Source organism: Pseudoalteromonas sp. BSi20480 (assembly GCF_000241365.1).
Taxonomy (GTDB): domain Bacteria; phylum Pseudomonadota; class Gammaproteobacteria; order Enterobacterales; family Alteromonadaceae; genus Pseudoalteromonas; species Pseudoalteromonas marina.
Genome location: NZ_BADX01000030.1, coordinates 32,378 through 58,156, shown reverse-complemented (window position 1 = coordinate 58,156; position 25,779 = coordinate 32,378). Strand labels below are relative to the sequence as shown.

General features: G+C 37.9%; 13 protein-coding genes and 2 pseudogenes. 1 reads left to right on the top strand and 14 read right to left on the bottom strand.

The window, feature by feature from the left end:
- Window positions 1-9: 9 nt before the first annotated feature.
- Window positions 10-2,276: pseudogene (locus P20480_RS17650) on the bottom strand (DNA internalization-related competence protein ComEC/Rec2).
- Between P20480_RS17650 and P20480_RS14550 the strand changes: the two are divergent.
- On the top strand, window positions 2,256-2,759 hold the full coding sequence (locus tag P20480_RS14550; protein WP_006792805.1) for a DUF2062 domain-containing protein: 504 nt from the start codon (window positions 2,256-2,258) through the stop codon (window positions 2,757-2,759). The pseudogene P20480_RS17650 and the gene P20480_RS14550 overlap by 21 nt on opposite strands.
- Before the next feature lie 71 nt (window positions 2,760-2,830).
- On the opposite strand, the gene P20480_RS14555 is transcribed toward P20480_RS14550, so the two are convergent.
- The 13 genes and pseudogenes from P20480_RS14555 to pepN form a co-directional block, all read right to left on the bottom strand.
- Entirely contained in the window at window positions 2,831-4,573 is a 1,743-nt protein-coding gene (locus P20480_RS14555) for a DUF3466 family protein (protein ID WP_008127338.1), read from the bottom strand.
- Window positions 4,574-4,584: 11 nt separating this feature from the next.
- Entirely contained in the window at window positions 4,585-6,498 is a 1,914-nt protein-coding gene (uup, locus tag P20480_RS14560; protein ID WP_008127337.1) for an ATP-binding cassette ATPase Uup, read from the bottom strand.
- A 15-nt stretch (window positions 6,499-6,513) separates the two neighbouring features.
- Entirely contained in the window at window positions 6,514-6,753 is a 240-nt protein-coding gene (locus P20480_RS14565; protein WP_006792808.1) for a glutaredoxin family protein, read from the bottom strand.
- Window positions 6,746-8,863 (bottom strand): bifunctional 23S rRNA (guanine(2069)-N(7))-methyltransferase RlmK/23S rRNA (guanine(2445)-N(2))-methyltransferase RlmL, encoded by a 2,118-nt coding sequence (gene rlmKL / locus P20480_RS14570; RefSeq protein ID WP_008127332.1) that lies wholly within the window; start codon window positions 8,861-8,863, stop codon window positions 6,746-6,748. Before rlmKL ends, P20480_RS14565 begins: the two co-directional genes overlap by 8 nt.
- 90 nt (window positions 8,864-8,953) lie before the next feature.
- Window positions 8,954-9,484, bottom strand: a complete 531-nt coding sequence (locus P20480_RS14575; protein WP_008127330.1) for a cell division protein ZapC — start codon at window positions 9,482-9,484, stop codon at window positions 8,954-8,956.
- A 122-nt stretch (window positions 9,485-9,606) separates the two neighbouring features.
- Window positions 9,607-10,617, bottom strand: a complete 1,011-nt coding sequence (pyrD, locus tag P20480_RS14580) for a quinone-dependent dihydroorotate dehydrogenase (RefSeq protein WP_008127327.1) — start codon at window positions 10,615-10,617, stop codon at window positions 9,607-9,609.
- 119 nt (window positions 10,618-10,736) lie between these two features.
- Window positions 10,737-15,577: pseudogene (locus tag P20480_RS14585) on the bottom strand (NAD-glutamate dehydrogenase).
- A 208-nt stretch (window positions 15,578-15,785) separates the two neighbouring features.
- On the bottom strand, window positions 15,786-18,107 hold the full coding sequence (locus P20480_RS14590; protein WP_008127323.1) for an efflux RND transporter permease subunit: 2,322 nt from the start codon (window positions 18,105-18,107) through the stop codon (window positions 15,786-15,788).
- Window positions 18,107-19,102: a WD40/YVTN/BNR-like repeat-containing protein gene (locus P20480_RS14595; protein WP_008127321.1), complete on the bottom strand. Its 996-nt coding sequence runs from the start codon at window positions 19,100-19,102 to the stop codon at window positions 18,107-18,109. The genes P20480_RS14590 and P20480_RS14595 overlap by 1 nt, the downstream gene beginning before the upstream one ends.
- 128 nt (window positions 19,103-19,230) lie before the next feature.
- Window positions 19,231-20,595, bottom strand: coding sequence for a DUF1329 domain-containing protein (locus P20480_RS14600; RefSeq protein ID WP_008127319.1), 1,365 nt, complete (start codon window positions 20,593-20,595; stop codon window positions 19,231-19,233).
- 13 nt (window positions 20,596-20,608) lie between these two features.
- A complete protein-coding gene (locus P20480_RS14605) occupies window positions 20,609-22,705 on the bottom strand; it encodes a DUF1302 domain-containing protein (RefSeq protein WP_008127317.1) in 2,097 nt (698 codons plus the stop codon).
- A gap of 253 nt (window positions 22,706-22,958) precedes the next feature.
- Window positions 22,959-23,180, bottom strand: a complete 222-nt coding sequence (locus P20480_RS14610; protein WP_008127316.1) for a DUF2835 domain-containing protein — start codon at window positions 23,178-23,180, stop codon at window positions 22,959-22,961.
- Window positions 23,181-25,775 carry an aminopeptidase N gene (gene pepN, locus P20480_RS14615; RefSeq protein WP_008127313.1) on the bottom strand — a complete coding sequence of 865 codons (2,595 nt, stop codon included), beginning with the start codon at window positions 25,773-25,775 and terminating at the stop codon, window positions 23,181-23,183.
- Window positions 25,776-25,779: the final 4 nt, after the last annotated feature.

Here is a 25,779-nt window from a genome sequence, read left to right as displayed (position 1 = left end):
AACAAAACGTCAATCTTTTATAAACCAGTAGCTTTGGTAATCTCGTGATGTAATAACAGTCACAGTCTCTTCGTAAAACTCCACCGTAATTTGCCCTTGTTGCCCAGTAACATACTGCAAGGCATTAATATTTCTATAACGCTCAACAACCTCAGTTTTAGGAAATTGCCACTGCCCTTTGTAAGCACTTGAATGAATAACAACCTGTGGCATAACTGCATTAATAAATTTATTACTTGATGACGTACTACTACCATGATGGGGACTAAGTAACACTGTACTTTTTAAACTATCGCTAGAGTTTATCAGTTGCGACTCTCTATTTTTTGAAATATCGCCTGTAAATAGAACGCTGTGCTCTTTATCTGAAACCTTTATTACACAAGACTCATCATTTTCATTGCCATACAAGGGAGTTGGGAAACTTTTAATTATTAGCCCAGCCATGTTTACTTCGTTTGGAATACACCCCTTTGAGGGTCCATTAGGGTGAAATTCATTAAATGAAAACTTTAAACCTGCACCGATAAAATGAGATAAACCACCGGAATGGTCATTATCAAGGTGACTAATTACAGAATGAGTCACTGCAATATTATTTATATCAATAAAAGGTAACAAAATACTTTTAGCACGGCTAAAACGATTAAAGTAACTAGGTCCAAAATCATAAATAAACCCTTTATCATCTTTTTCAATAAGAGCCATAAGACCGTGCCCAACATCGAATACATGTAATTTCCATGTAGGCTTATCAGCAAGTAAATAATCAATATAGAGCATGGCTATAGGTAAAAAAGCGAGCCGCCTATATGGCGAAAAATAAAAATTAAAAGAGTAAGATAAGCATAAATAATGACACTTAGACCAATAATTCCTATGTTTAGCCAACCAAAACCTGCTGGTAATTTATTTAAACAGGTAAAAATAAAAGCTAGACCGCTATCGATAAAAATAATCACCATACTAATATCAAATACGGCACTTATAGCCGTTAATAAAATTAAACAAGGCATTAAAATAAATGAAAGAAATGGAATTGCGACTAAGTTTATGACTAAGCCAGCAACACTCACGCCATTAAAAAAGTAAAAAGACAGAGGCAGTAAACCAATAAATAGTGCAGCCTGAATAGTAATTAATGCAAAAAGTACCTTTAAAAATGAATTGGTAAAGTGAGGTACATTTTTAATAACTAAAAAAATAACCACGACTGCAAAAAATGAAAAATATAATCCAGGATTAAGGGTATTGAACGGATTAACAACGAGTACAATAACAAGCGCAAACAAAATACTGCGCCATCTCATTAGCTGCCTTTGAAAATAATATAGAAGTAAATAACAGCCAAGCATTATTAGTGCACGAGTCGCTGAAACCAAAAAGTTACTTAAATAAACATAAACAAACGCTGATACAAAACCAATCGCACTGTAAGCAATTGAAAAATTGATCGTTTGATTATTAAACAATTTAACGTGGATAAATACCCACTTTGTAATGAAGAAACCAAAACCGAACACCAACCCAATGTGTAAGCCTGAAATAGCAAGTAAATGGCTTAAACCCAGTGATTGCATCAGCTGCTTATCACTCGGTGTCATTAACGTCTTATCCCCTGTTAATAAAGCATAGTAAAGCCAATTTAGTGTTGTATTTTCGTATGTATTTTTAATGAAGCTTTTATAACTTTGAACACTATTTTGTTCTGAAGTGCTTTTGATTTTTAATTCTTTATTAAGAACTTTGCCTTTAAAGAAAATTCGCTGCTTAAATGCATACAGTTCGTTATCAAATACATTAAAGTTTTTATTACTTCTAAATTTTTTTAAATTAACACTTGCCACAAAACGATCATTAGCACGCATTGGCTGATCTAAATTAACGCTTAACATCGCGCTAGGTGCACTCAAATTAGAATAGTATTTACCATTAATACGCACTAATTTTGCTTTGACATATTGGGGAGCTTTGTTTGAGATGACTTCTTGGATTACAACTTCGACTGGATATGCGTACTTTTCATCATTAATTATGTGCTCAAAGTTATAAAAAATATGATAATGCGCTATAACGATACAAATTCCACAAATAAAGCCTAACAATAAAGACAAAAACGGCTTAAAATAAGCGCCTATTATTACAATGGACACTGTAATAATAATAAATTCGAGAGTTTCGTAATAAAACACGGTTGAAATACAGCCAATTACAAAACCAAGACTGATCAACACTGATGTAAATGGTTGCTTTAAATGGCTAAGAAAACTATCCAAAGATTTTTACCCGATCCGAATAAAATAAGACATCACAAATCGTTAAAAATTTTTGGTAAGCTTTTGCAAGATGCAAATCTTTGGCACTTAAACAGACGTTCGGCTCGAGGAGCCTTTGCGGTTGGTTTATTTTTTGCTTTCATCCCTGTTCCCTTTCAAATGGTTTTAGCCGCAGCGACTGCTATTTTATTTAGAGTTAACTTACCTATCTCAGCAACACTTGTTTGGCTTACTAATCCGTTAACCATGCCACCTATTTTTTATGGGTCTTACCTCGTTGGCACTCTTGTTTTAAATCAGCCAGAACAACACTTTGCCTTTGAGCTTAACTGGGCTTGGTTTGAACAGAGTATCGAAACCATTGGCCCTGCATTCTTAGTAGGCTCGCTTGTATGCGCCTCTATAGCATCAATCATAGGCTATTTTGGCATTGATATTTTATGGCGCCGCTCGGTTGTAAAGGCAAGAGCTGCACGCAAATAATATCGATCCTCTGAATAGTATAGACGAAAAAAAACCCAGCTAGAAAGACTGGGTTTTTTATTTAAAAATAATTAAAAACGAAATACCCGTCGAATACCAATTAATGGTAATAAAAATAACGCTAACCAAGAGATACTAGCTGAACTTCTTTCATAAATTTCAGCCTCTGGCGGTGCACAATTTTCAATTTCACCATTTTCTAATGGTGTTAGTTTAACTGCAACGGCGACGGTTTCAAATTCAATATTACCGTTAATATCTGTCACTACACCACCAAGTGTGTCACGCTTTTCTACTGTTTTAGTGGCAACACCAAACACTTCGTTATTCTCATTGATAACATTAGCTTCTACTACAGTATATGGATAATCAGTTTCACCGTCGGTTTCATAGCATGGTAATAAGTCATTGAGATTAGTTATTTTATCTTCACCAATTTTATAAATAAATGCGGCTTTATCTCGTGAACTATCCGATCCACCTACTTCCCCTTCGCCTACTATATAACCTTGGTTATTGATATCATTTGCTACAGAACTTGACCCCGTGAAATAGTCATTTGGAAAAACAGTATTTCCAGTCGCAACGTCATGATAGAAGAATTTGTTCCTAAAACTGCTTTCAATCACTTTAGTAGCATAACCTACCACTACGTCGTTATCATTTAGAGCAGATGCAATACCATTTTCCCAACCATCTTCTTGATCAATAAAATCTACAACTTCACCATTTTTAAAATATACAGGCATAGATATTATAGAATTATCATTCCTGTAATAGCGTGTGTTTGAGTAGCCAGCAATAGTACCTTTAGAATTAATAGCAAAGGCAGTACTCACAAAATTATCATCTTCCACTTCATCTTCATCGGGTGTTAAAGCTAAACCTAGGTTTTCAACTGAAACAACATTTAATGATTCATCTAATTCCCATTTAAATGCACTTTTATTAAACAAACCTTGAGATGAAGTTGAATTATTTAAATTAATACAAGCTGAAACTGGTGAATCTTCATTGTCACAACTTTCGTCGATATCTTCTTGTATTTCAATCGGAATACTTATTGAAGCGTTTCCTACAACAGTGTAGCCACTATTTGTTTTAATAATATCATTTGCTCGACTTGTGCCGCCATAATCGTCAAACTCAGGCGCTAATGAAACTTTTACACCATCTGCACTAATAACAATTGCTCGCTCTACAAATTCATTTGTAAACCAAGTTTCTGCATCATCTTCACCCTCTGGTGTAAAAGAAACCTTGTCATATGGAGCACTACCCCAACCAACAGATACACCGTCTTCACTAACAGCATTGTATAAATTAAATGTTGAACGAGTTAAACCATCGTAGTCGATAGCTGCTTCATCAAATAAAGTTTGCTCAACGACACCTGACTCTGTGAATCGAACGCCTATAAATTGATTTTGCTTCTGATACTCATAATTACTTGATCTACTACTAAGGAAAGAAACCATGAAGGAATGTGCGTCAGGGTTTGTTAGTACAGCTTCATTATTTTGTATATCATCTAGTGTAAACGTAATTACTTTATCAATCTGTTCATAGTTAGACTCAGTAGTGTCGTATGCACTTTTTATAAGGCTATCATCAAAGTCGATATAGCTAATATCTATAGGTAAGTTATAAAGTCCGTTAGCAAAACCAATTATGTGCCCGCTTTCACTTGCATCAGTAACGTAAGAAAATTTTGCATTATCGAGTGTGCCTAATTCACTTAATTGATATGTTGCACTAATAGCTGATGTACTCAATGTCGCTAGGATACTGGCAGCGAGTAATTTATATTTCATTTTAGTCCTTACTACTGATTCTGTAATTCTTCAAGTTCTTCCCATCGCTCAAAAGCGGCTTCAAGGTCAGACTCAAGTTGTGCTAAATGGTTCAATGCTTTGGTTGTTATGTCACTGTCTTGTTTAAAAAAGTCAGGATCGCCTACCACATTTTGCTGGGCTTCTACGTCAGCTTCAAGTTGCTCCATTTTATTAGGCAACTGCTCTAATTCAAGTTTTAATTTGTAAGAAAGCTTATTCGTTTTAGCGGCTGGCTTTGCAACAGGGGTCGGTTGCTTTTCCACTTTTTTTGCTGCTGGTTGAATAGCTTGTTTTTCTTGTTCTGCTAAATAACTTACATAAGCTTCATAGTCACTATAACCGCCGACTATATCTGTCACTTTTCCGTTACCTTCAAATGCCCATACACTAGAGCATGTATTATCGATAAATTCACGGTCATGGCTTACAATAATAACGGTACCTTGATACTGATTAATAATGTCTTCTAACAGCTCAAGTGTTTCAATGTCTAAATCATTGGTTGGCTCATCCAATACCAGGATATTCGATGGTTTTAAAAATAGCTTAGCAAGTAATAATCGGTTTTTTTCGCCGCCAGATAAGGCCTTAACTGGTGTTCTAGCGCGCGCAGGTGGAAACAAAAAGTCTTGTAAATAACCTAATACATGACGAGAGCGCCCACCCATCATGACTTCTTGCTTACCTTCTGCAACATTGTCTTGTACTGTTGCTTCTTCGTCTAACTTTTCACGGTATTGATCAAAGTAAGCAAATTCTAGATTAACACCCTGCTTAGTTTCACCGCTGTCAGGTGCTAAGTCACCAAACATTAGTTTTAATAGAGTTGTTTTACCCACACCATTAGGACCGACTAAACCGATACGGTCGCCACGCATAACTAAAGTAGAAAAATCGCTTACAATCGTTTTCTCTTTAAAAGCATGAGATAAATGCTTAGCTTCAAAAACTAATTTACCTGAGCGGTCTGCGGTTTCAATATTGAAGTCTGTTTTACCAACTTGATCAACTCGTTGCTTGCGCTCATTACGTAATTGTTTTAATTCACGAACACGGCCTTCATTACGAGTTCTCCGGGCTTTTACTCCCTGACGGATCCACGCTTCTTCTTCAGCTAATCGTTTATCAAAGAGTGCATTTTGACTTTCTTCTACTTTTAAGTCATGCGCTTTTTGTTCTAGATAAGTGGCGTAGTCACCTGGATATGAAATAAGTTTGCCGCGGTCTAAATCCAAAATACGTGTAGCAATTGCACGAATAAACGCACGATCGTGAGATATAAATACAATCCCACCTTTAAAGTCTTTTAAGAACTGCTCTAACCACATCACACTTGTCATATCTAAGTGGTTTGTTGGTTCGTCTAATAGCAACAAGTCTGGCTCACTAACTAATGCACGTGCCAGTGCAACCTTACGTAACCATCCACCTGAAAGCGATTCAAGTTTCGCATCAGGTGTCAGCTCAAGCTTAGTTAATACTAATTGAATACGGCTATCGAAGCGCCAGCCATCAGCGGCTTCTAGCTTATTAGATAAGCGCTCAAGTTTATTTAATAATTGATCGGTACATTCAGTTTGCAGTTCATTACTCACATGGTGATAATCGATAAGTAAATTAGCAATTTCTGGCATACCTTGGGCAACATAATCAAATACGGTACCGCTGGCCCCTTTAGGTGGATCTTGTTCAAGACGAGAGATCTTTAAACCACCGAGCTGGTTTATTTCACCATCATCCAATATTACTTGGCCGTCTAATACTTTTAACAGCGTTGATTTACCTGCGCCGTTACGCCCCACAATACAAACTCGCTCACCACTTTCAATAACAGCATCTGCGTTGTTAAGTAACGCATGTGTACCAAAGGCAAGCTGTGCTTTCGAAATTCTTATTAAATCCATAATTCTACAATGCTCTTAATCTGCCAGTGCTAAAAATATTTGCACTTGTTCTGCAGTAAAAGGCCAAAATAATTGTTGGCCATGTTCATTTTTTAAAACAGGAATACTTACCTGATATTGCGCAATAAGCTGTTTGTCAGTCATTATGTCTGTTAACAATAAACTGCCTTCGCTCATTAATAACGGTGTTATTAATGCGTGGGCTTGTTCACATAAATGACACCCTTCCGTATGGTATAAAGTCCACTTAGCCATGAGTAATTAACCAGCTGTTATGAATTTTTTTATTACGCTTAAAGTCTGGTGAGAGTGTTTTCTCAGAAATATTAACGGCTTTTAAACCTAAACCAATCAATCCAACTTCATCCATAACAAAGCCACGTTTGTTGTTAGAAAAAATCAATGTTCCAGACGGGCTAAGAATTTTTTTAACCCAAGTTAGTAACTTAATGTGATCGCTCTGAACATCAAACGCATCTTTCATTCGCTTTGAATTTGAAAATGTTGGAGGGTCAAGAAATATTAAGTCATATTGCGCAGTCGCATGCTCTAGCCATTTAAGGCAATCTGCTTGCTCAAAACGGTAACGCGTGTTGCTAATATTATTTAAATCAAAATTATCTTGGCCCCATTTTAAATAGGTTTTGGATAAATCAACTGTGGTTATAGCCTTTGCCTCACCAATGGCTGCATGAACTGATGCACTTCCTGTGTAGGCAAATAAATTTAAAAAACGTTTGTCCTTGGCATTTTCTTGAATGTAGCGACGAACCAAACGATGATCTAAAAATAAACCCGTGTCTAGATAATCAAATAAATTAACCTTAAATTTAGCACCAAACTCTTCAACAACCATCGTTCTATTTTGCTTAGCCATAGGGGTGTATTGCTCTTCACCTTTTTGCTTTTTGCGAACTTTTACGGCTATGTTTTCAGGTGCTATGTTTAGTTGTTGCGCTGTTAAGCTAATGACGTCCTGAAGGCGCTTATCAGATACTTTTTCATCTATTTCTTTCGGTGCCGCGTACTCAAAAATTACAGCGCTGTCGTTATATACATCAACCGCTACATTGTATTCTGGAATATCAGCATCATAAACGCGATACGCGTCAACTTTGTTTTGCTTTAACCAATTTTTAAGGCCTTGTTTATTTTTTTTAAGACGGTTAGCAAACGACATTGAACCTTCATAATTAAGGGCTTTTTTGTCATCAGTCGTCAAGCTGACTTGCTTGTCATCTAGTAGATATAAGTTAAGCTCTACATCTAATGGACCATTTTTAAATTTATAACGTTTTAATTTAACAAGCTTTAAAAGTTTAAATAAACTCTCATCCATGCCCAATAACGCCAGTTTCCAATGGTTAAAATGCTTTTTAAAGCCAACACCTAAATTACGGTGTAAATCAACTAACTCAGCCATAGAGCCAATACGTTCACCATAAGGCAAATTTGAAATAACCACACCTGGTAATTTAGCTACTGCGGTTAACTTGGTAGCGTCGCTTTGCTTAAATTTAATTATGTCATCAAGCTCTGCACGCTTTGCATTATCAATGGCTTTACTTAATACCTGAGCATCGTAGTCGTGGCCTATTAACCAAAGTTTCGGGTCGGTTATATTTGCAAGTAGTTCTTCTTTTAACGCTTTAAATTTTGCCACTCTAAAACTAGGTAAACGCTCAAAAGCAAAGCCTTCACGAAACAAACCTGGCGCTTCATTACGTGCCATACCTGCGGCTTCTATTAAAATAGTACCCGCACCACAACAAGGGTCAAACAGAGGTTGTTTAACGTTATCTAGCCATCCGCTGCGTTTAATAATTGCAGCCGCTAAATGCTCTTTTATTGGCGCTTTACCTTGTCCCTGTCTGTAGCCACGTTCAGATAGTCTTGGTCCTGAGTAGTCAATATATAAAGAAACACCGTGACGATTTAAACGTGCAACAACACGAACATTGGCATCCTGTTTATCAACATTAGGGCGTTGCTCATACAAATCATTAAAGTAGTCAACAATAGCATCTTTAATTACTAAACCAGAAAACTGTGTATTCTTTAACGAATCATTAGTACCGTTAAAATCTACAGCAAATGTTTGCGTTGGGCCAAACCATTCTTGCCAAGGTTGAAAACGAGCAAATTTATACAAGCTATCTTTATCATCAACACCTTCTTTTTCTTCGATAAGCATAAGCACACGCGTTGCAAAACGGCTTGATAAACAAACCTTTTGCGCCAGTAATGAGTCAGCCTCAAAACGAACAGAACCAACAGTTTGCTTAGACACAGCAGCGCCAAGTTCTGTTAACTCATCAACCAATAAATTTTCGATTCCAATAGAAGTAAGTGCGATAAATTGCAAAGTAGTAACCCTTAATAGCTAATTGCGCAGGATTATACCATAGGTTGAGGGACAAACACGCCATAACACATGCTTAATAGCGTAAATTACTTAGGCAGTTTTAAATTTAATTTGCTGAGGTAAGATGGGATGAACGCGATTATTTAAAATTTTGATAACTTCAAATTGAGCAAGAGATAAATTTTCGTCTAATTGAAAATTCTCGCTTAAATTTAAGCAAACCGAGGCATCACTACAGTGATCGACAATCAAAAAGTCGCCCGTTTGCGCCTTAGAGACTAATTTAACGACTGCTTCAACACTTGGTTGGCTGCCGGTATATTCATTAAAAAACCAGCTTTTTGCTAGCACAGGTTTTAAATGAAACTTAACCGCTGTAGCATTTAATGCTATTTGACATATTTGTGCACCAGACCAGATTTCAAACCCGTCCAGATAATTATAAACTTGTTCGTAAAATGCAGCATCTTCTAAACTAAAGTTAGGGTTTTTGATAACTAAATCTGTTAGCTGCCTTATTTTATAAGGTGTGCAAAGCTGCATTTCATCGTTCAAATCAAGTAATAAACGATTTTTATTAGGACAAGCAATCCACTGCCATTGCTTTGATGCTTGTAACATTTGCTCCTCCTTGTGGGCTTTATTAAAAATAGTATCAGTTCAAAGTATAACTGCTTTTGACCATTTTATACATAAATGCTTAGAACATTTATCGAACGATCAAAAGCTTAGATAACTGATCCTTATAAGCCGTTTACGATCGATTTTACCAATTCAGGGCCTTTATAAATAAAACCTGTATAAACTTGGACTAAACTAGCACCCGCATTAAGCTTCTCTTTAGCTGAATTAGCATCATCAATTCCGCCAACACCAATAATAGGTAACTGGCCTTTTGTTAATCGTTTTAATTCACTAACTACTTCTGTAGAGCGTGTTCTTACAGGGTGTCCTGATAAACCACCGGCTTCCTCAGCATACTGCTGACCGATCACATCACTTCGTTCTAGTGTTGTATTAGTTGCAATTACCCCGTCAATTTTATTGTTTAGCAGTGATTCACTTACCTGTTCGATTTGAATAGGATCAAGATCCGGCGCAATTTTAACAAGCATAGGAACTTGCTTATTATGTTTTGAAATTAAATCTAGCTGCTCATTTTTAAGACTTTGCAATAAATCATCAAGTGCAGCACCGTATTGTAAATCTCTCAGGCCGGGTGTGTTTGGTGAAGAAATATTCACGGTAATATAAGAGGCATGCTCAAAAACTTTTCTCATACAGTGTATGTAATCGTCTTTACCTTGCTCATTAGGGGTATCTTTATTTTTACCTATATTAATACCTAATATGCCGTTGTACTTTGCTGCTTTTACATTACTAATTAAATTATCAACACCTTTATTATTAAAACCCATACGATTAATAATAGCGTTTGATTCTGGCAATCTAAATATACGGGGTTTATCGTTACCTGCTTGCGGGCGAGGTGTAACAGTACCCACCTCTATAAAACCAAAACCCATTTGGCTAAATGCATCTATGCACTCTGCATTTTTATCTAAACCTGCAGCTAAGCCAACCGGATTTTTAAATTCAAGACCTAAAAAGTTAACGGGCTTATTTGCTACAGATTGCGACCATGCGGCACTCAAAGGCGTATTAGCAAAGCGGCTTAAATTATTAAGAGCAAATTCATGTGCCCACTCCGCATCACGGGTAAACATAAAACGGCGAGCTAAATCGTAAAACATGAATATATTCCTCTTTAAATTACAGACAAAAAAATACCTCAGTCAAGGCTGAGGTATTATATAACATTTTTAATAATTAGCTTATTACTTAGTTAATAAATAATAATGCGCAAAATTATTTATTTTGCTGGTGTATCACAATTGTGACTCAATAGCATTAGTTCACGCAATGCCACTGAGAACTTGGCAAAATCATGACTTTGCGACGTTTTAAATTCAGCCAGCATTTGCTTCCAACGGGTAAGTAATAACTCTTGCTTATCCATCCACTCATCAATTTGGTAATCAACGTCTTTTTCATCTGCTTCAAAGCTATTTAAAACAACCTGAGCCAATGTTCGTTGCTGCCAATCTAACTCTTCACGATAAGATGAACGGGCCAACGCTTGCCAATGGTTAGCAACAGGTTGGTTAGTTATTTGATCTAAGAACCAATGTAAGCCCATTCTTGCACCAAGCTTAAAGTAAGTATTAGACACCATAGCAATGCCTCTACGCGAATTATTTGCAATTTCTGCTAGGTCCATCACCGAGAACAAGCTAGATAATGAAACGATGCGCTTAGCTATATCTAATGGTACTCCACTATCTGTTAACTTAGTTGCAGCTTCATCTATGCGAGCACTTTCCTTTTCAACAATATAAGTGTTCAAGTTATCGCTCAAATCACTAAATGTTGGTGAGAAGTACTCAATACCTTGCTCAATCGTTTGTGATTTATTGCGATGACGCAAGAACCAACGAGTTGCTCTGCGAACAGTTCTACGAAGCTGATAAAGCATTTCTGTTTGTACAGCCGCTGGAATTTTATTATCTAAAGCGCTGATTGATGACCACGTATCACGCATTTCAAAAATTTCACTGGCTATTGAGTAACACATCGCAATTTCTGCTTCGCTTGCACCTGTTTCTTCGTGCATACGAACCATGAAATTTAAGCCCATGTCATTAACAATATTATTAGCAAGTTTAGTCGCTATAATTTCTTTACGAAGTGGGTGATTATTCATTGCGTCATTAAATTTCTCACGAAGTGGACGTGGGAATGATTTAACTAGTAATTGGCGATAATATGGATTCTCAGTAATATCATCCGTTACAAGCGAATCTTTTAACACCATTTTAGCGTATGAAACCAATACTGATAACTCAGGACGCGTTAGATCTTTGCCTGATGCTGCTCGCTCTGCTAACTCTTCATCACTTGGAATAAACTCTATAGCACGGTCTAATTTGCCATCTTTCTCAAGGGCATGAATAAAGCGAATTTTTTCCTTAAGTGTCGATGTACCACGAGATTGCGTGATTGAAATTGTATGTGTTTGACGATAACAGTCTTTCAATACCAGCTCTGACACTTCATCAGTCATAGAATAAAGCAGTTCATCACGTTGTTTAAGTGTTAAATCACCTTCAGCAACTAAACCATTAAGTAAAATTTTAATGTTTACTTCATTATCTGAACAAGCAACGCCGCCAACGTTATCAATAAAGTCAGTATTTACGCGTCCGCCTTGTTCAGCAAATTCTATGCGTCCAAGTTGCGTAGCACCTAAGTTACCACCCTCACCTAGCACTTTAGCACCCAGTTCTTTACCATTTATACGTAGCGCGTCGTTTGCACGGTCGCCAACGTCAGCATCGGTCTCTTTTGTGTGCTTGATGTATGTACCAATACCACCATTCCAGAGCAAATCAAACTCCATCATTAATGATGCTTTCATTAACTCGTTAGGTGTCATGCTTGCTTTTTTTGTACCCAGCATTTTTTTCATTTCTGGGCTAAGGGTAATCGATTTTGCAGCTCGAGAGAAAATACCACCGCCGGCTGAAATAAGATCTTTGTTGTAGTCTTCCCACGAAGAACGAGGCATATTAAATAAACGTTCACGCTCTACATACGATTTTGAGGCATCAGGATTAGGGTCTACAAATATATGCATATGGTTAAATGCAACTTGTAAACGAATGTGCTTAGACAGCAACATACCATTACCAAATACGTCTCCAGCCATATCGCCAATGGCAACTACTGTAAAATCAGTACTTTGACAGTCAATATCCATCTCACGGAAGTGACGCTTAACAGACTCCCATGCACCTTTAGCGGTTATGCCCATTTTTTTATGGTCGTAACCTACAGAACCACCCGATGCAAAGGCATCACCAAGCCAAAAGTTGTACTCATTTGCAATACCGTTAGCTATATCAGAAAACGTTGCTGTTCCTTTATCGGCAGCCACTACTAAATACGCATCATCTTCATCATGACGAACAACATTACTTGCTGGCACTATTTCACCACGTGCAATATTGTCAGTGATATCTAGCAAACCTCTAATAAAGATTTTATAACACTCTTGGCCTTCTTTAATGAAAGCATCGCGCTCTGATGGTAGCTGTTTACAAACAAATCCACCTTTAGAGCCAACAGGTACAATTACGGTATTTTTAACTTGTTGCGCTTTAACTAATCCCAAAACCTCTGTTCGGAAGTCTTCACGACGGTCCGACCAACGTAAGCCACCGCGAGCTACCTTACCAAAGCGTAAATGTACGCCTTCAACACGAGGCGAATAAACAAATATTTCAAAAGCAGGTAACGGTAACGGTACGTCAGGGATCAAACTAGGTTGTATTTTAAATGATACGTAAGATTTAAACTGGTTCTGAGCGTCTTTTTGGTAGTAGTTAGTGCGCAGCGTAGCCACAATCATATCTACGTATAAACGTATAATGCGGTCATCATCAAGGTTGGCTACGTTTTCAAGCTCAAGATAAATTTGTGCTATTAACTTGTCCAGTGTTTTAGAACTCGCAGGGCTCTTAACAGAAAAACGTTTAGCAAATAAGTTAACGATTTGAGACGCAATATGTGGGTAGTTAGCAAACGTACTTTCAATATATGTTTGAGAAAAAGTAACACCAATTTGGCGCATGTATTTAGCATAAGCACGCAAAATAGAGGCTTCACGACCCGTTAAGCCGCCCATTAGCACTAAACGGTTAAAACCGTCATTCTCTAAACGGTTATTCCATACATTGGTTAAAGCCGCACGAAAACGAGCAGACACTTTATCAAAATCATCCATCCCTTTACTGTCAATCAGCATAGAGAAATCCATGATCCAGTTGATTTTGCCATCGCTTGTTTTAACCGAGTAAGGTGTTTCACCTATTACACGTAAACCAAAGTTTTCTAGCATTGGCATTACATCTGATAAATGAATTGGCTCATCTTTATGAAATAAGCTCAAACGGACAATATTTGTATTCGCCTCTTCTTGAGGGCGATAAAAAAGCATCTCAAGCTTGTTTTCTTCACTTAATAGCTCTAGTTTTTCAATATCTACTACTGCGGCACTCGGTAACACTTCATCTTTGTATGAACGGGCAAACGCGTTACAATATTTACGGTTTAAATCATTTCCACGCGCTTCACCTGCAGACTCTAAAAGTGCAGATTGTAGTTTGTCTTCCCAAGTACGGGCAGCTTCTATTAAATTATTTTCGATGTCTTTCACATTAAATTCGATATTGTTGTCAGTCACACGAACAGTGTAATGAGTACGTGCTAGTGTTGACTCGGAGAAGTAAGTGGTAAATTCGACTTTTTCGTCAGAATTAAATGCATTGCCTAAAATATCTTGAGTTTCCCTGCGCAGGGCTGTGTTGTAGCGCTCGCGAGGAACATAAACCATACAAGAGAAAAAGCGACCATAGGCATCTTTTCGCACAAATAAGCGACACATATCACGCTCTTGCACTTGTAATACACCGGTTGCAACTTCAAGTAACTCATTTTCGCGTGCTTGTACTAACTCATCACGCGGGTAAGTTTCTAAAATATTTAATACCGCTTTGTAAGCGTGTGTGCCTTTTGCAAAATCACACATATCCATTATGCGAGTAATTTTGCTTTTTAAAACAGGAACATCAGCAGCACTATTATTATAAAAATTAGATGAAAATAAACCAATAAAACGGTCTTCACCAATAACATTCCCTTCATCATCAAAACGTTTTACACCAACATAATCGATATAAGCGGGACGATGAACACGAGACTGTGAATTAGTTTTAGTTAGGATCAATAAATTACTGCTGCGTGCTTCCTGGCGAGCCACCTCAGGTAACTCAGAAAGCAAGCGAGTATGCTCTTCAGTAGAGTTTTTTAACAACCCTAAACTTGTATCCATTTTACCTTTAAGCTGATAGTCCCCCTGAACAGGACTTAACTCGTATTCACGATAGCCCATAAGGGTGAAATTATCGCTAACTAGCCAATCTAAAAATTCAACGGTTTCTGCCACTTCACTTTTATTTTTGCCGTGGCGGCGCTTAGGTAGCTCTTTACTTACTTCAATTAGTTTTTTCTTATTGGCTGCCAGTCTTCAACAGCAACAGACACATCAACAAGTACGGATTCTAATTCTTTTTTGAAAGACTCAATGGCAGACGAATCTGTTTGGCGATCAATTTCTATGAAAAAAACTGTTTTTGTAGATGTAGATTCTTGCTCTGCTTTTAAATTAGATAAGCCTGAGATTTTAGCGTTGTCGTCGCGTTGAATTTTAAGAGGGCTATGAAGTAATAAGTGAGAGGCGATATTTTCACGAGTCATGGCCATACGAACAGAATCAACTAAAAACGGCATATCTTTAGCAATAATTTCTACGATGGTATGTGATGACTGCCAGCCATCTTTTGCCACTTCGGGATTGAAAACGCGAATAACGGCGTCGTCAGTAGTATTTTTTTCTAGCGAATTCCAAAGGCTGAGTGCAGCACCGTATAAGTCACTGTCGTTTCGATTTGCCAAATCCTCTTTAGACATATTGCTGTACAAGGCTTTGGCGAATTTCTCAACGAGTAACACATTATCAGCGTGAACTTTTTTCTGGATAAGCTTACAGACATTATCTAGGATAACCGAGGCTTGGCCTTCATTTCGTGTCATTGTATGTTCCTTAATCTATTACTGCTCAAGAGCAGGAATTTGTACAGCCATTTATTAGTGTGGAGTCAGATAAATTCTAACCCTTTTACAGCTAATAAACAGCTTTTTCGATGAAAACATTTCAAGCTTTTCAGCTATTTGGTCATCTATTCACAAATTATAGATATAAATGGCCAATAGTGGCCATTTAGGAGCAATATTATTCACATTATTTTTTCTGGTCGGTCCACAGAAGACTTCCAATTGCAGGTAATAACAGCACTGCACCTAACATATTCACTAAAAACATGAAGGTAAGAAGTATTCCCATATCAACTTGGAATTTCAAATCTGAAAAAATCCATGTGCTTACACCAATGGCGAGAGTAATACCGGTAAATAGTACCGCACTACCGCGTTCAATGAGTGCATTACGATAAGCAATCGACAATGGTACATTTTGTTTAAGCTGCCCCATCATCGACGAAAGTATATAAATACCGTAATCCACACCAATACCTACCCCTAGGGCAATAACTGGTAAGGTTGATACTGTTAGGCCAATTTCTAGCTGTACCATTAACGCTTGTGCAAGCGTTGATACTATATAAAGCGGTAACACCACAGCAATAGTCGCTTTTACGCTTCTAAAACTCAGTAAGCATAATGCAATAACAGCACCGTATACATATAGCATCATTGGTATTTGAGCCTCAGACACTGACTCGTTTGTAGCGGCCATTACGCCGACAGGACCAGACGCTAATTTAAAGGCAAGCTTTTCTGTCCCTTCTTCATTTGCGAACTGTTTAACGCTTGCAATAACGCGGTCGATAGTCTGCGCTTTGTGATCATCTAAAAAGATAATAACAGGCATCACAGAACAATCACCGTTCAGTAACCCTGTGCTTGTTTCAACACGCGCAGTTGACTGCACTAATGAAGCCGAATTACGCGGCAAGCTCTGCCATTTTAAATTACCTTCGTTGTAACCCGCATTAACAGACTGAGCAACCGAACTTAAACTAACTGCAGATTGAACACCTGCAACATTTTCAACTTTGTATTGAAAACGGCTAATGCGCTCCATTACATCATATTCTGTACATGCTGCTGGATAAGCTTCAACTATCACTTTTAAAATATCTGATGAAATAGTGTACCTGTCCGATATTAAAAAAGTATCCTGATTATAGCGAGCATCTTGATGAAGTGACGGAGCACCTGCATGCAAATCACCTATCCGCATTTTATCAGCTTGCCAGTAACCAAAAGCAAATAAAACAAGCGTAAAGCCAATAATGATTTTAGCTGCTTTAGGATCGGTTGCTTTTACCAATAAATCCCTAACTTTATCAAGCATATTTGGCTTGTTAGCGTCACCTGATTGAATATGAATGCTATTTTCAAATTGCATGTATGAAGCCCAAACAGGCAATAGAATTAAGTTAGTAAATATAATAACCGCAACACCTAAGCTAGCAGTAATTGCAAGCTCACGGATAATACCTATATCAATCGTCAACAAAGTTAAAAAGCCAACAGTGTCTGATAAAAGAGCAATACCACCTGGAATTAAAAGCGCTCTAAAACTTGATTGACAGCAAACTCGCGTACTTTTCCCTTCGCTTACTTTTTTACCTATCGCGTTTATCATTTGTACGCCATGGCTAACACCAATAGCAAATACTAAAAATGGAACTAATATCGACATTGGATCAAGTCCAAAGCCAAGGCTTGAAAGCAACCCTAACTGCCATGCAACCGCAATGATCGAGCATGCAATGGGTAAGATTGTAAGCTTTAAGCTTCCACAGAACAGCCAAACCATAATAAATGTGAAGGCTATGGCAATTGCAAAAAATAACACAACGCCTTTAGCCCCTTCTGCAATATCACCAGCCATCTTTGCAAAACCGATAATATGAATACTTACTTTGTCCGTACTCAGAGGCTCTCTTAACTCTGTTTCGAGCTTTTCTGCAAAGGCTAAGGTGTCTAACTTTTCTTGCGTTTGTGGGTCAGTTTCTAATAATTGCGCTGTTACCATTGCACACGAATAGTCGCTTGCAATCATACGACCAACAACTTTTGCTTTTTCTATATTTTCTTTAACAACGGCTAAGCCACGTTCGTTTGCCTTAAAGTTTGCAGGAATAATTGGGCCACCGGCAAAACCATCCTCAACCACTTCGACAAATCGGGCGCTAGGAGCAAATATAGAGTTTACGAGCGGTCTGTTTACACCGGGTATAAAATAAAGCTGATCATGAACAGCTTTTAACTGAGTAAAAAATTCTGGATTGAATATGTTACCACTGTCATCACACACTGAAATTAAAATACTATTCGCACCACCAAACTGCTTTTCATGCTTGGTATACACTTTCATGTATTCGTGATTTAAAGGGATATTTTTATTAAACGAAGCATCTAGTTGAATGTGCGTGGCTTTAAAAATAAGCAAACAAGTAATAATTGCAAAACTTATAAGCACAACTAAGCGATGTCTAAAAATCGCTTTTTCTATAAAATCTAAAATAGTATGCATTAAGGGGTCAACTCCTTCACTTTAATGCCATCTTCAGTAGCCATTACCAATTTATTATTTTTAATCACACCACCAAGTATCGCTTTACCATCGGCAAGTTGCTCATGAGTTAATAAACCATCCTGTAAGTGAAAAATCACCCCGCTATTTGCTAGCATTAACCACTGTTTGTTATTGTAATTAATAATACTGTTTACAGTAGCAGCTTTAGTACTCTCAAGGTGAAGCCACTCATCTTCATCACGCTGCTTGCTGAATACATTACCTCTAAGCCCTGCGACTACTTCTTGAGAATTATCTGAATTAAAAGCGAAGAAAGAACCTGGGTATATTTCTTCAAGACGCAGCCAAGTTTTACCGTTATCTGTGCTTCTCGCTAGTAAGCCCATCTCACCAACAAGCATTAAGCCTTCAGAAGTTTGTTCAATTCGATTAAAATGTGGCAGGATTGATGCTGTTTCGGCCTCGTATCCTTCAGGATCATTGTTTTTTAAGTCGTTTAAATAATCTCTGTCTTCACTGAACAATAGAGAATCTAAAAATCGTTTTTCCCACTGTTTACCACCATCGGTGGTATGGTAAAACATGCCATACGCACCCACGGCAAAGCCTTCTAATTTATCTTTAAATAAAATATCTAAACACGGCTTATCTAAAGAAGGCTTAGCCTGTTGTAATTGCCAATTATTACCACCATCAACAGTGTTAATAATTGTGGCATCGTGCCCACATGCCCAACCGTTGTTTTCATCACTAAAATCAACAGCGGTTAATAACACTTGCGTAGGCACTAATTCTGCTTGTTGCCACATTTCACCATTTGTACTTTTTATAACTGTTCCATGTTTACCTACAGCAACTAATTCATTGCCTGTATTGATAATGTCAGTTAATAGTGTTTTTTGTGCATTAGGCGCACTAATTGCGTTTTTTGGTGTATCTTGAGCAAAACTCGCACCGCTTATAATCAGGCTGGCACATACCAAATACTTCATAAATTTTAATCGCCTTGAACTGAAAGGAGTGTTTGTCTTTGTAAACGAGGAAAGTTTTTGCGTTGAAAGACAAACGCGATGAGAAAGGAAAAAGGCACCTAACTTAAAATTAGGTGCCTAGTTTTAATTTATCTACCTGCGCGACGTAAGGCGCTAGATGTAAATTCATTATCATTAAATGATTTTGAAAAATCGTACATTTTTTCTTGGTTATCTAAACCAATTGCTAAATAACGACGTGAATTCAAATCATGATAAACTTCTAACGTACTCCACTGAGTGGGTACTTCGTAGTAGTTAAGACCGTAAGCCATTGCTACACGATAAAGCTGATCACGGTTATCGTAAATGTCTGTTACCGTTACTTGCCAGCTATCTTCATCTATATAAAACACACGTTTTTTATAAATGTGACGCGTATCATCTTTAAGGTTAGCCTCTACTACCCAAACACGGTGCTTTTCATAACGAGTATGCTCAGGATTGATGTGGCCAGGCTTTAAAATGTCATCATACTCTAGCTTGTCACTGTGAAGCTTGTAGCTATTATATGGAACATAAAGCTCTTGCTTACCTTTAAGCGTCCAGTTGTAACGGTTTGGTGAGCCATTGAACATATCAAAGTCATCAGTAGTACGTAAGCTATCTGCTGCAGTACCCGGTGCGTCATAAGCAACGTTTGGTGCACGGCGAACACGTCGCTGACCAGAATTATATGTCCATGCTTGGCGTGGCGTTAATATTTGGTCCATTGTTTCATGTACTAGTAATGCAGTACCCGCAAGACGTGCCGGTTGAGTAACACTCTGTTTAAACTTAAACAATATGTTTGAATCTTGCAGCTCGGCAGGTGTAGCACTTGGATCAGAATATTTAACAAGTAGCTGTTCATCAAAACCAACATAGTTGTAAGAACCTGATGCTGTAGGTGCAGCTTGTCCACCAAAACGTTCGATTGACTCACCTCTAAAACGTAATAAATGGTTCCAAATTGCTTCTAAACCTGTTTTAGGGATGGGAAATGGAATACCAATAGCCGTATTTTTAATTCCGTTTCCGCCTTCAATCAATTCGGCAGTAGGCGCAAACTCTTTAGTTGCATCATAAACAAACTGAGGATATGAGGCCGAACGGCGTGTCTCATACACTGGCATTTTGAATGTGTCTGGATACGCTTCAAACAAAGCAATTTGGCCTGGGCTCAAGTTAGCTTTATATTTATCGATGTTTGATTTATCAATAGTGAAAAGCACTTTATCACTTGAAAAAGGGTCTAGGTGATGCATGCCAACATCGTACCCTGCAGGAGCTGCAGTAATACCATTGTTCCATGCTGGAATTGAGCCGTCAGCGTTACCTGCTTTTTCGGCGCCCATTGGCGTTAAATCTTGACCTAAACGCGCTACTTCTTCAGCTGATAGTTTTGCTAAAGTAGCATTACTTGCAAACAAGCTAGCAAAAGCTGCTGCAATGAGGGTAGGTTTTTTAATCATAGTAATGTTACCCCTAAATAGAATATTTTAAGTTAAAAGAAACGTAATCGCGGTCTGAGAATGTATTAACACCGCCACCGCCCCAAAACGAGTTATAGCTCACATCAAGTGACCACGCATTTTGGTAGTTAAAGTTCATCGTAGCACCTAATGACTTACGATCTTCAATGAACAAGAACATAGGATCTGGTGTATTACCGTTTACGTCATGAGAAAATACAAAACGTGGTGAAAAGTTAATACCTTTGTAAAAGTTGAAGTAATCGCCTTTCGCAATTAGGCGGTAACCCCAAGACGATGCTGTAGCGAATGATTTCTCTTCAGCGCCATTTGATAGACCAAGTTGCAATGTTGAATAATCAGTAGTACCTGGGCCTGTTATTGTGCCACTACGGCCAGTGCCTGATACATTTAAACGCATTTCGTCATAGCCAGGCATATCGTGAATTTTAACTACACCCACTTCACCAACTACAGCCCAGCTATCAGCACCTAATGAAGGACCAAATAAATGTGTTGCTGTAAATTGAATTTGTGATGTGTCGCGTTCAATGTAGCCTTTGGCAACTTCACCTGCACCAACTGAGCTTACCGCATCGCCTATACTCATTTGCGAAATACCCGCAAAATCAGGACGAATACCAGCAACCGCCAATTGCTCAGGCATAGCTGTGTAAAGTAACTCTACGTCATCAATTTGTAGCGGTTCATCTTGGCGAAAAGCAAATTCACCTGCAAACGCTGTTTCGCCAATAGTCGTATTAAAACTTAAACCATATAACTTAATATCTTCAGGGTACTCGTTTTCAGCTTTAGAAAAAGCAGTTAAATCAGCAACATTATCTGACGTGATTTCTGTTGTCATGATCATCGCTAAATCTTGGGCAATTGCAGCTTGTGAAAAGTTTGATACGCGACCAGATATAAGCGGACGACGGCTATGATAATTCACGTGATAGAGTGCAATTTCAGTATCATTAAATTCAGGTAAAAATACACCTAAACGTAAACCATACTGACCGCCATCTTCAGGCTCTGTTTTACCATTATCTCCTTTACCTTTAAGTGCAACCTTGGTTGGGTGCGCTAGGTACATATTAGCTAGTAGAGCTTGGCCTTCTGCACTTGTAGGATCAATACCCTGAGCCGCAGCTACTTGAGCATAGGTTGCAGTTAAGTTATTTAAACTTTCAGTTAAAAATGCAACATCTATATCAGGGTTAGACGTAAAGCCTAGCTGAACATTTTGTTGGTAACCATTTTCTGCTGCAAAGTCATTAGTCGAAAAATACGTACCAGCTGCTGGTAAACGCGTTTCTTGCCATTGGTATTGGTAGAAACCTTCAAGGGTAATGTTGTCAGTAATGCCAAGCGATGCCCAAAGCATACCAACAGGAATAAATGCTTCTTTAAGCTCAGCACCTGGCGCTTTCAATCGGTCAATATCAACTGGGTTTACGTTAATACCATGAGATAAAAGTGTACTCTCACCCCAGTTAACAACTTGTTGACCAAGACGTACTGAAAGTGGGTTTTTGCCGTCGTTTAAGTCGAAATCAGCCCAAACAAATGCATCAAGTAGGCGAATGTCTGCACAGCTCTGTTCTTTTGTATCTTCATCATCACAAGGATCTACGCTTTGACCTGATGTAGGGTTTGCATAGGCAAAGTCACCATCCATCAACGCAAAGTCATAAAAATACATGAAGCGAGTGAACAAACCGTAGTTATCTTTATTTATTGAAAGGTCGTGTGTTCCCTTCAAAAGTTTTGAAAATGAGTCACCACTGTCAAAATTTAAATTACCAGCATCACCATTATTTGAATAAGAGCCAGGTTGAGCCCATACATCTTGAGATGAGTAAATAGTGTTTAAGGCTGGGTTGTAACCAGTCCAATCAAAAGCAGGGTTATTACTTTTACCTATTAAGCTAAAGTCTCTATCTTCTACACGAATACTTTGGCCGTAAGAAAAAGTTGAATCGAAGGTTATATCAAACCCTCCGGCGTCAAATGTTACAGCCTGTGAACTTGCTGTAGTTAAAGCTAAACTAGCGGCTGCTAAACCTATAGCGATTTTGTTTTTAACAAAAAGCGATCTTCTTATCATTGTGGTTCCCCCCTGTCGCGGGTCATATTGTGTGATCAAGTTATTGTTTTTAGTGTAATCGTAACGATAGAAGCGAATTGTATAAATTACAAATAGTCGCATTCAATCTGTCATATATATAGTGTGTCAGCTGACGTTTACGTATTGGTAAGACGTCATACCAGATAATTTATACACGTTATTTAACAATAGAACAAATTGAAATTAACAAAAAGACAATATTTTTATGGTTTTATAACATAAAAATAGCGCTCTAAGCCACTCGTTCAATACGAATAAATTTATTTTCAGGGGTGAGTAACATTCTAAAACGCCCTCTGACACCTAAACTTGTAACAAACGGTCTTAAATGATCGGCAGAAAACCGAATTGACTTTCCGCCCTCTTCAACCACTTGCACAGAACTATATCGACCGTGGTAGTAATCCATACAGTCGTTATAGCTCAATCTTAAATTAAAGTAATATTCAAGCATTTAATTAAGCGCTTTTTCAACCTTCTCGAATAAGTCGTCACTTAGTCCATCTAAATTAGATAAACGTTCTAATTGCGTTTTCATAAGCGCTGAACGTGTTTTATCATAACGTTTCCAAGACATAAATGGTGTTAGCATTCTTGACGCATTTTGTGGATTTATTGCATTCAGCTTAACAAGTAAATCACCAAGAAATTCATATCCTTGCCCGTCAGCACGGTGAAATTGCTGAGTATTAAAGTAGCTAAAACTCCCCACTAAAGCACGGACTCTATTGGGGTTAGAAAAATCAAAACTTGGGTGCTCGTATAATGACTTAATATTAATAATAGCATCTTCACCTGTTTGCATTGCTTGAAGCGCAAACCACTTATCCATCACAAGTACATCATGTCGCCATTGACTATCAAAGTGCGACAATAAATCATCACAAAGTGGATGAGAGGCTTTAACCACAGCGCTAAGTGCCCCCAATACATTGGTCATATTTGACGAGCTAGCAGCTAGATTAATAAATTTATCTGTTTGTTTGCTCGGCACCTTTGCAAGATAATGCAGGCAAATTTGCTGTAGTGAGCGCACAGCAACCGCTTCGGCGCTTATGCTGCCATCGTCATGTAATGAACCAAAACATGCGATAAGCTCATCATTAAGGCTTGTGGCAATTTGTATTTCGAACTGTGTTACAACACGAATAATTTCATCAACAGGAATAATTTCAAATTCTGCGGCTAAAGTGTCAAAGCTAGGTAATTTTAATAACTCAGCAATTAACGCTAAATCGCCTTGTTTTGAAACAATTAAAACACGCAAGGCTTCAATTATCTCCTCACTTAATTGAAATTGTGTATCTGAGTTAATTGCTGCTTTTACCGCTTTTATAAACAATTGTTGCTGTGCATCCCAACGTGAAAAATCACTTCGTGCAAAACGCATAATATGCAAAAGCTCAAGCTCAGTTGTTTGTTGAGTTAGGATACACGGAGCAGAAAAGTCTTCTAACAACACGGCAACAGGTTTACAAGTCACATTCTCAAAAGTATAACTCTGCTTTTTATCGGTAACATTAAGCACATTACTAACTTTTAAACCTTTGTACTGTAATTCGATACTACTGCCGGATTCGTCCAACAACTCAATTGCAAACGGGATATGCAACGGTTTGTTATCGGGCTGATTAATCGGTGCATATTGCTCTATGGTTAGTGTGTAGGTATTTGAGGCACTATCGTAATGTTCTACAGCATTTAAGCGAGGCGTACCCGCCTGACTATACCAACGCTTAAATTGCTCTAAATTAACACCCGATGCGTCACTCATAGCACTGACAAAGTCGTCACAGGTAACTGCTTGGCCGTCATGGCGTTTAAAATAAAGCGCCATCCCTTTTTGAAAGTTAACCTCACCAAGCAAGGTATGCATCATTCTTATTACTTCAGCACCCTTGTCGTATACTGTTACGGTATAAAAGTTATTCATTTCAATAACTTTTTCGGGTCGAATAGGATGCGCCATAGGCCCTGCGTCTTCACTGAACTGATGCGTACGCATCACCTTAACAGCATCAATGCGGTTGAGTGCACGCGATCCAAGATCACTACTAAACTCTTGGTCTCTAAATACAGTTAGCCCCTCTTTAAGTGATAACTGAAACCAATCTCTGCACGTAACACGATTACCAGTCCAATTGTGAAAGTATTCATGACCTACTATAGACTCAATAGTATGGTAATCTTTATCCGTTGCTGTTTCTTGATTGGCCAAAACACATTTACTGTTAAATATATTTAAGCCTTTGTTTTCCATTGCACCCATATTAAAGAAATCTACGGCTACAATCATGTATATATCAAGGTCATATTCTAAATTAAAACGCTCCTCATCCCATTGCATAGATTTTTTAAGTGATTGCATCGCATGCGGTGTTTTAGGCAAATTACCCTTATCTACAAATAATGCTAAATCAATTTTTCGGCCACTTTTAGTTGTATAGGTATCGTTTAATACATCAAAATCACCAGCAACTAATGCAAATAAATAGCTTGGTTTTTTAAATGGGTCTTGCCATTTAGAAATATGACGGCCGTCAGGTGTCTCACCTTTGTCAATTTGGTTGCCATTAGACAATAAATGCGTGTATCTTGAATCAGCAATAATAGTCACATCAAACGTAGACAACACATCAGGACGATCCATGTAATATGTTATCTTTCTAAAGCCCTGTGCCTCACATTGTGTACAATAGGCTCCACCAGATAAGTAAAGACCTTCTAAAGATGTATTTGTCTCAGGAGATATCTCGGTCACAATACGTAATTTACAACGTTCTGGTAAGTTATTAATAATTAGCTGTTCATCAACAACGCTATAATCTGTTATCTCAATCGCATCTATCGATAAGGACGTTAAACGTAAATCTATGCCATCTAGTATTAGAGGTGATTGATTATCACCAACACGCGTTAACGTCAGTACGCTTGTTACCGTTGTATTTGTAGGCTGAAGATCAAACGTTAAGTCTGTGTGGTCTATTAAAAAATTTGGTGCTTTATAGTCTTTGAGATATTGAGCTTGAGGTTTTTTTGAGTCGGTCATAATT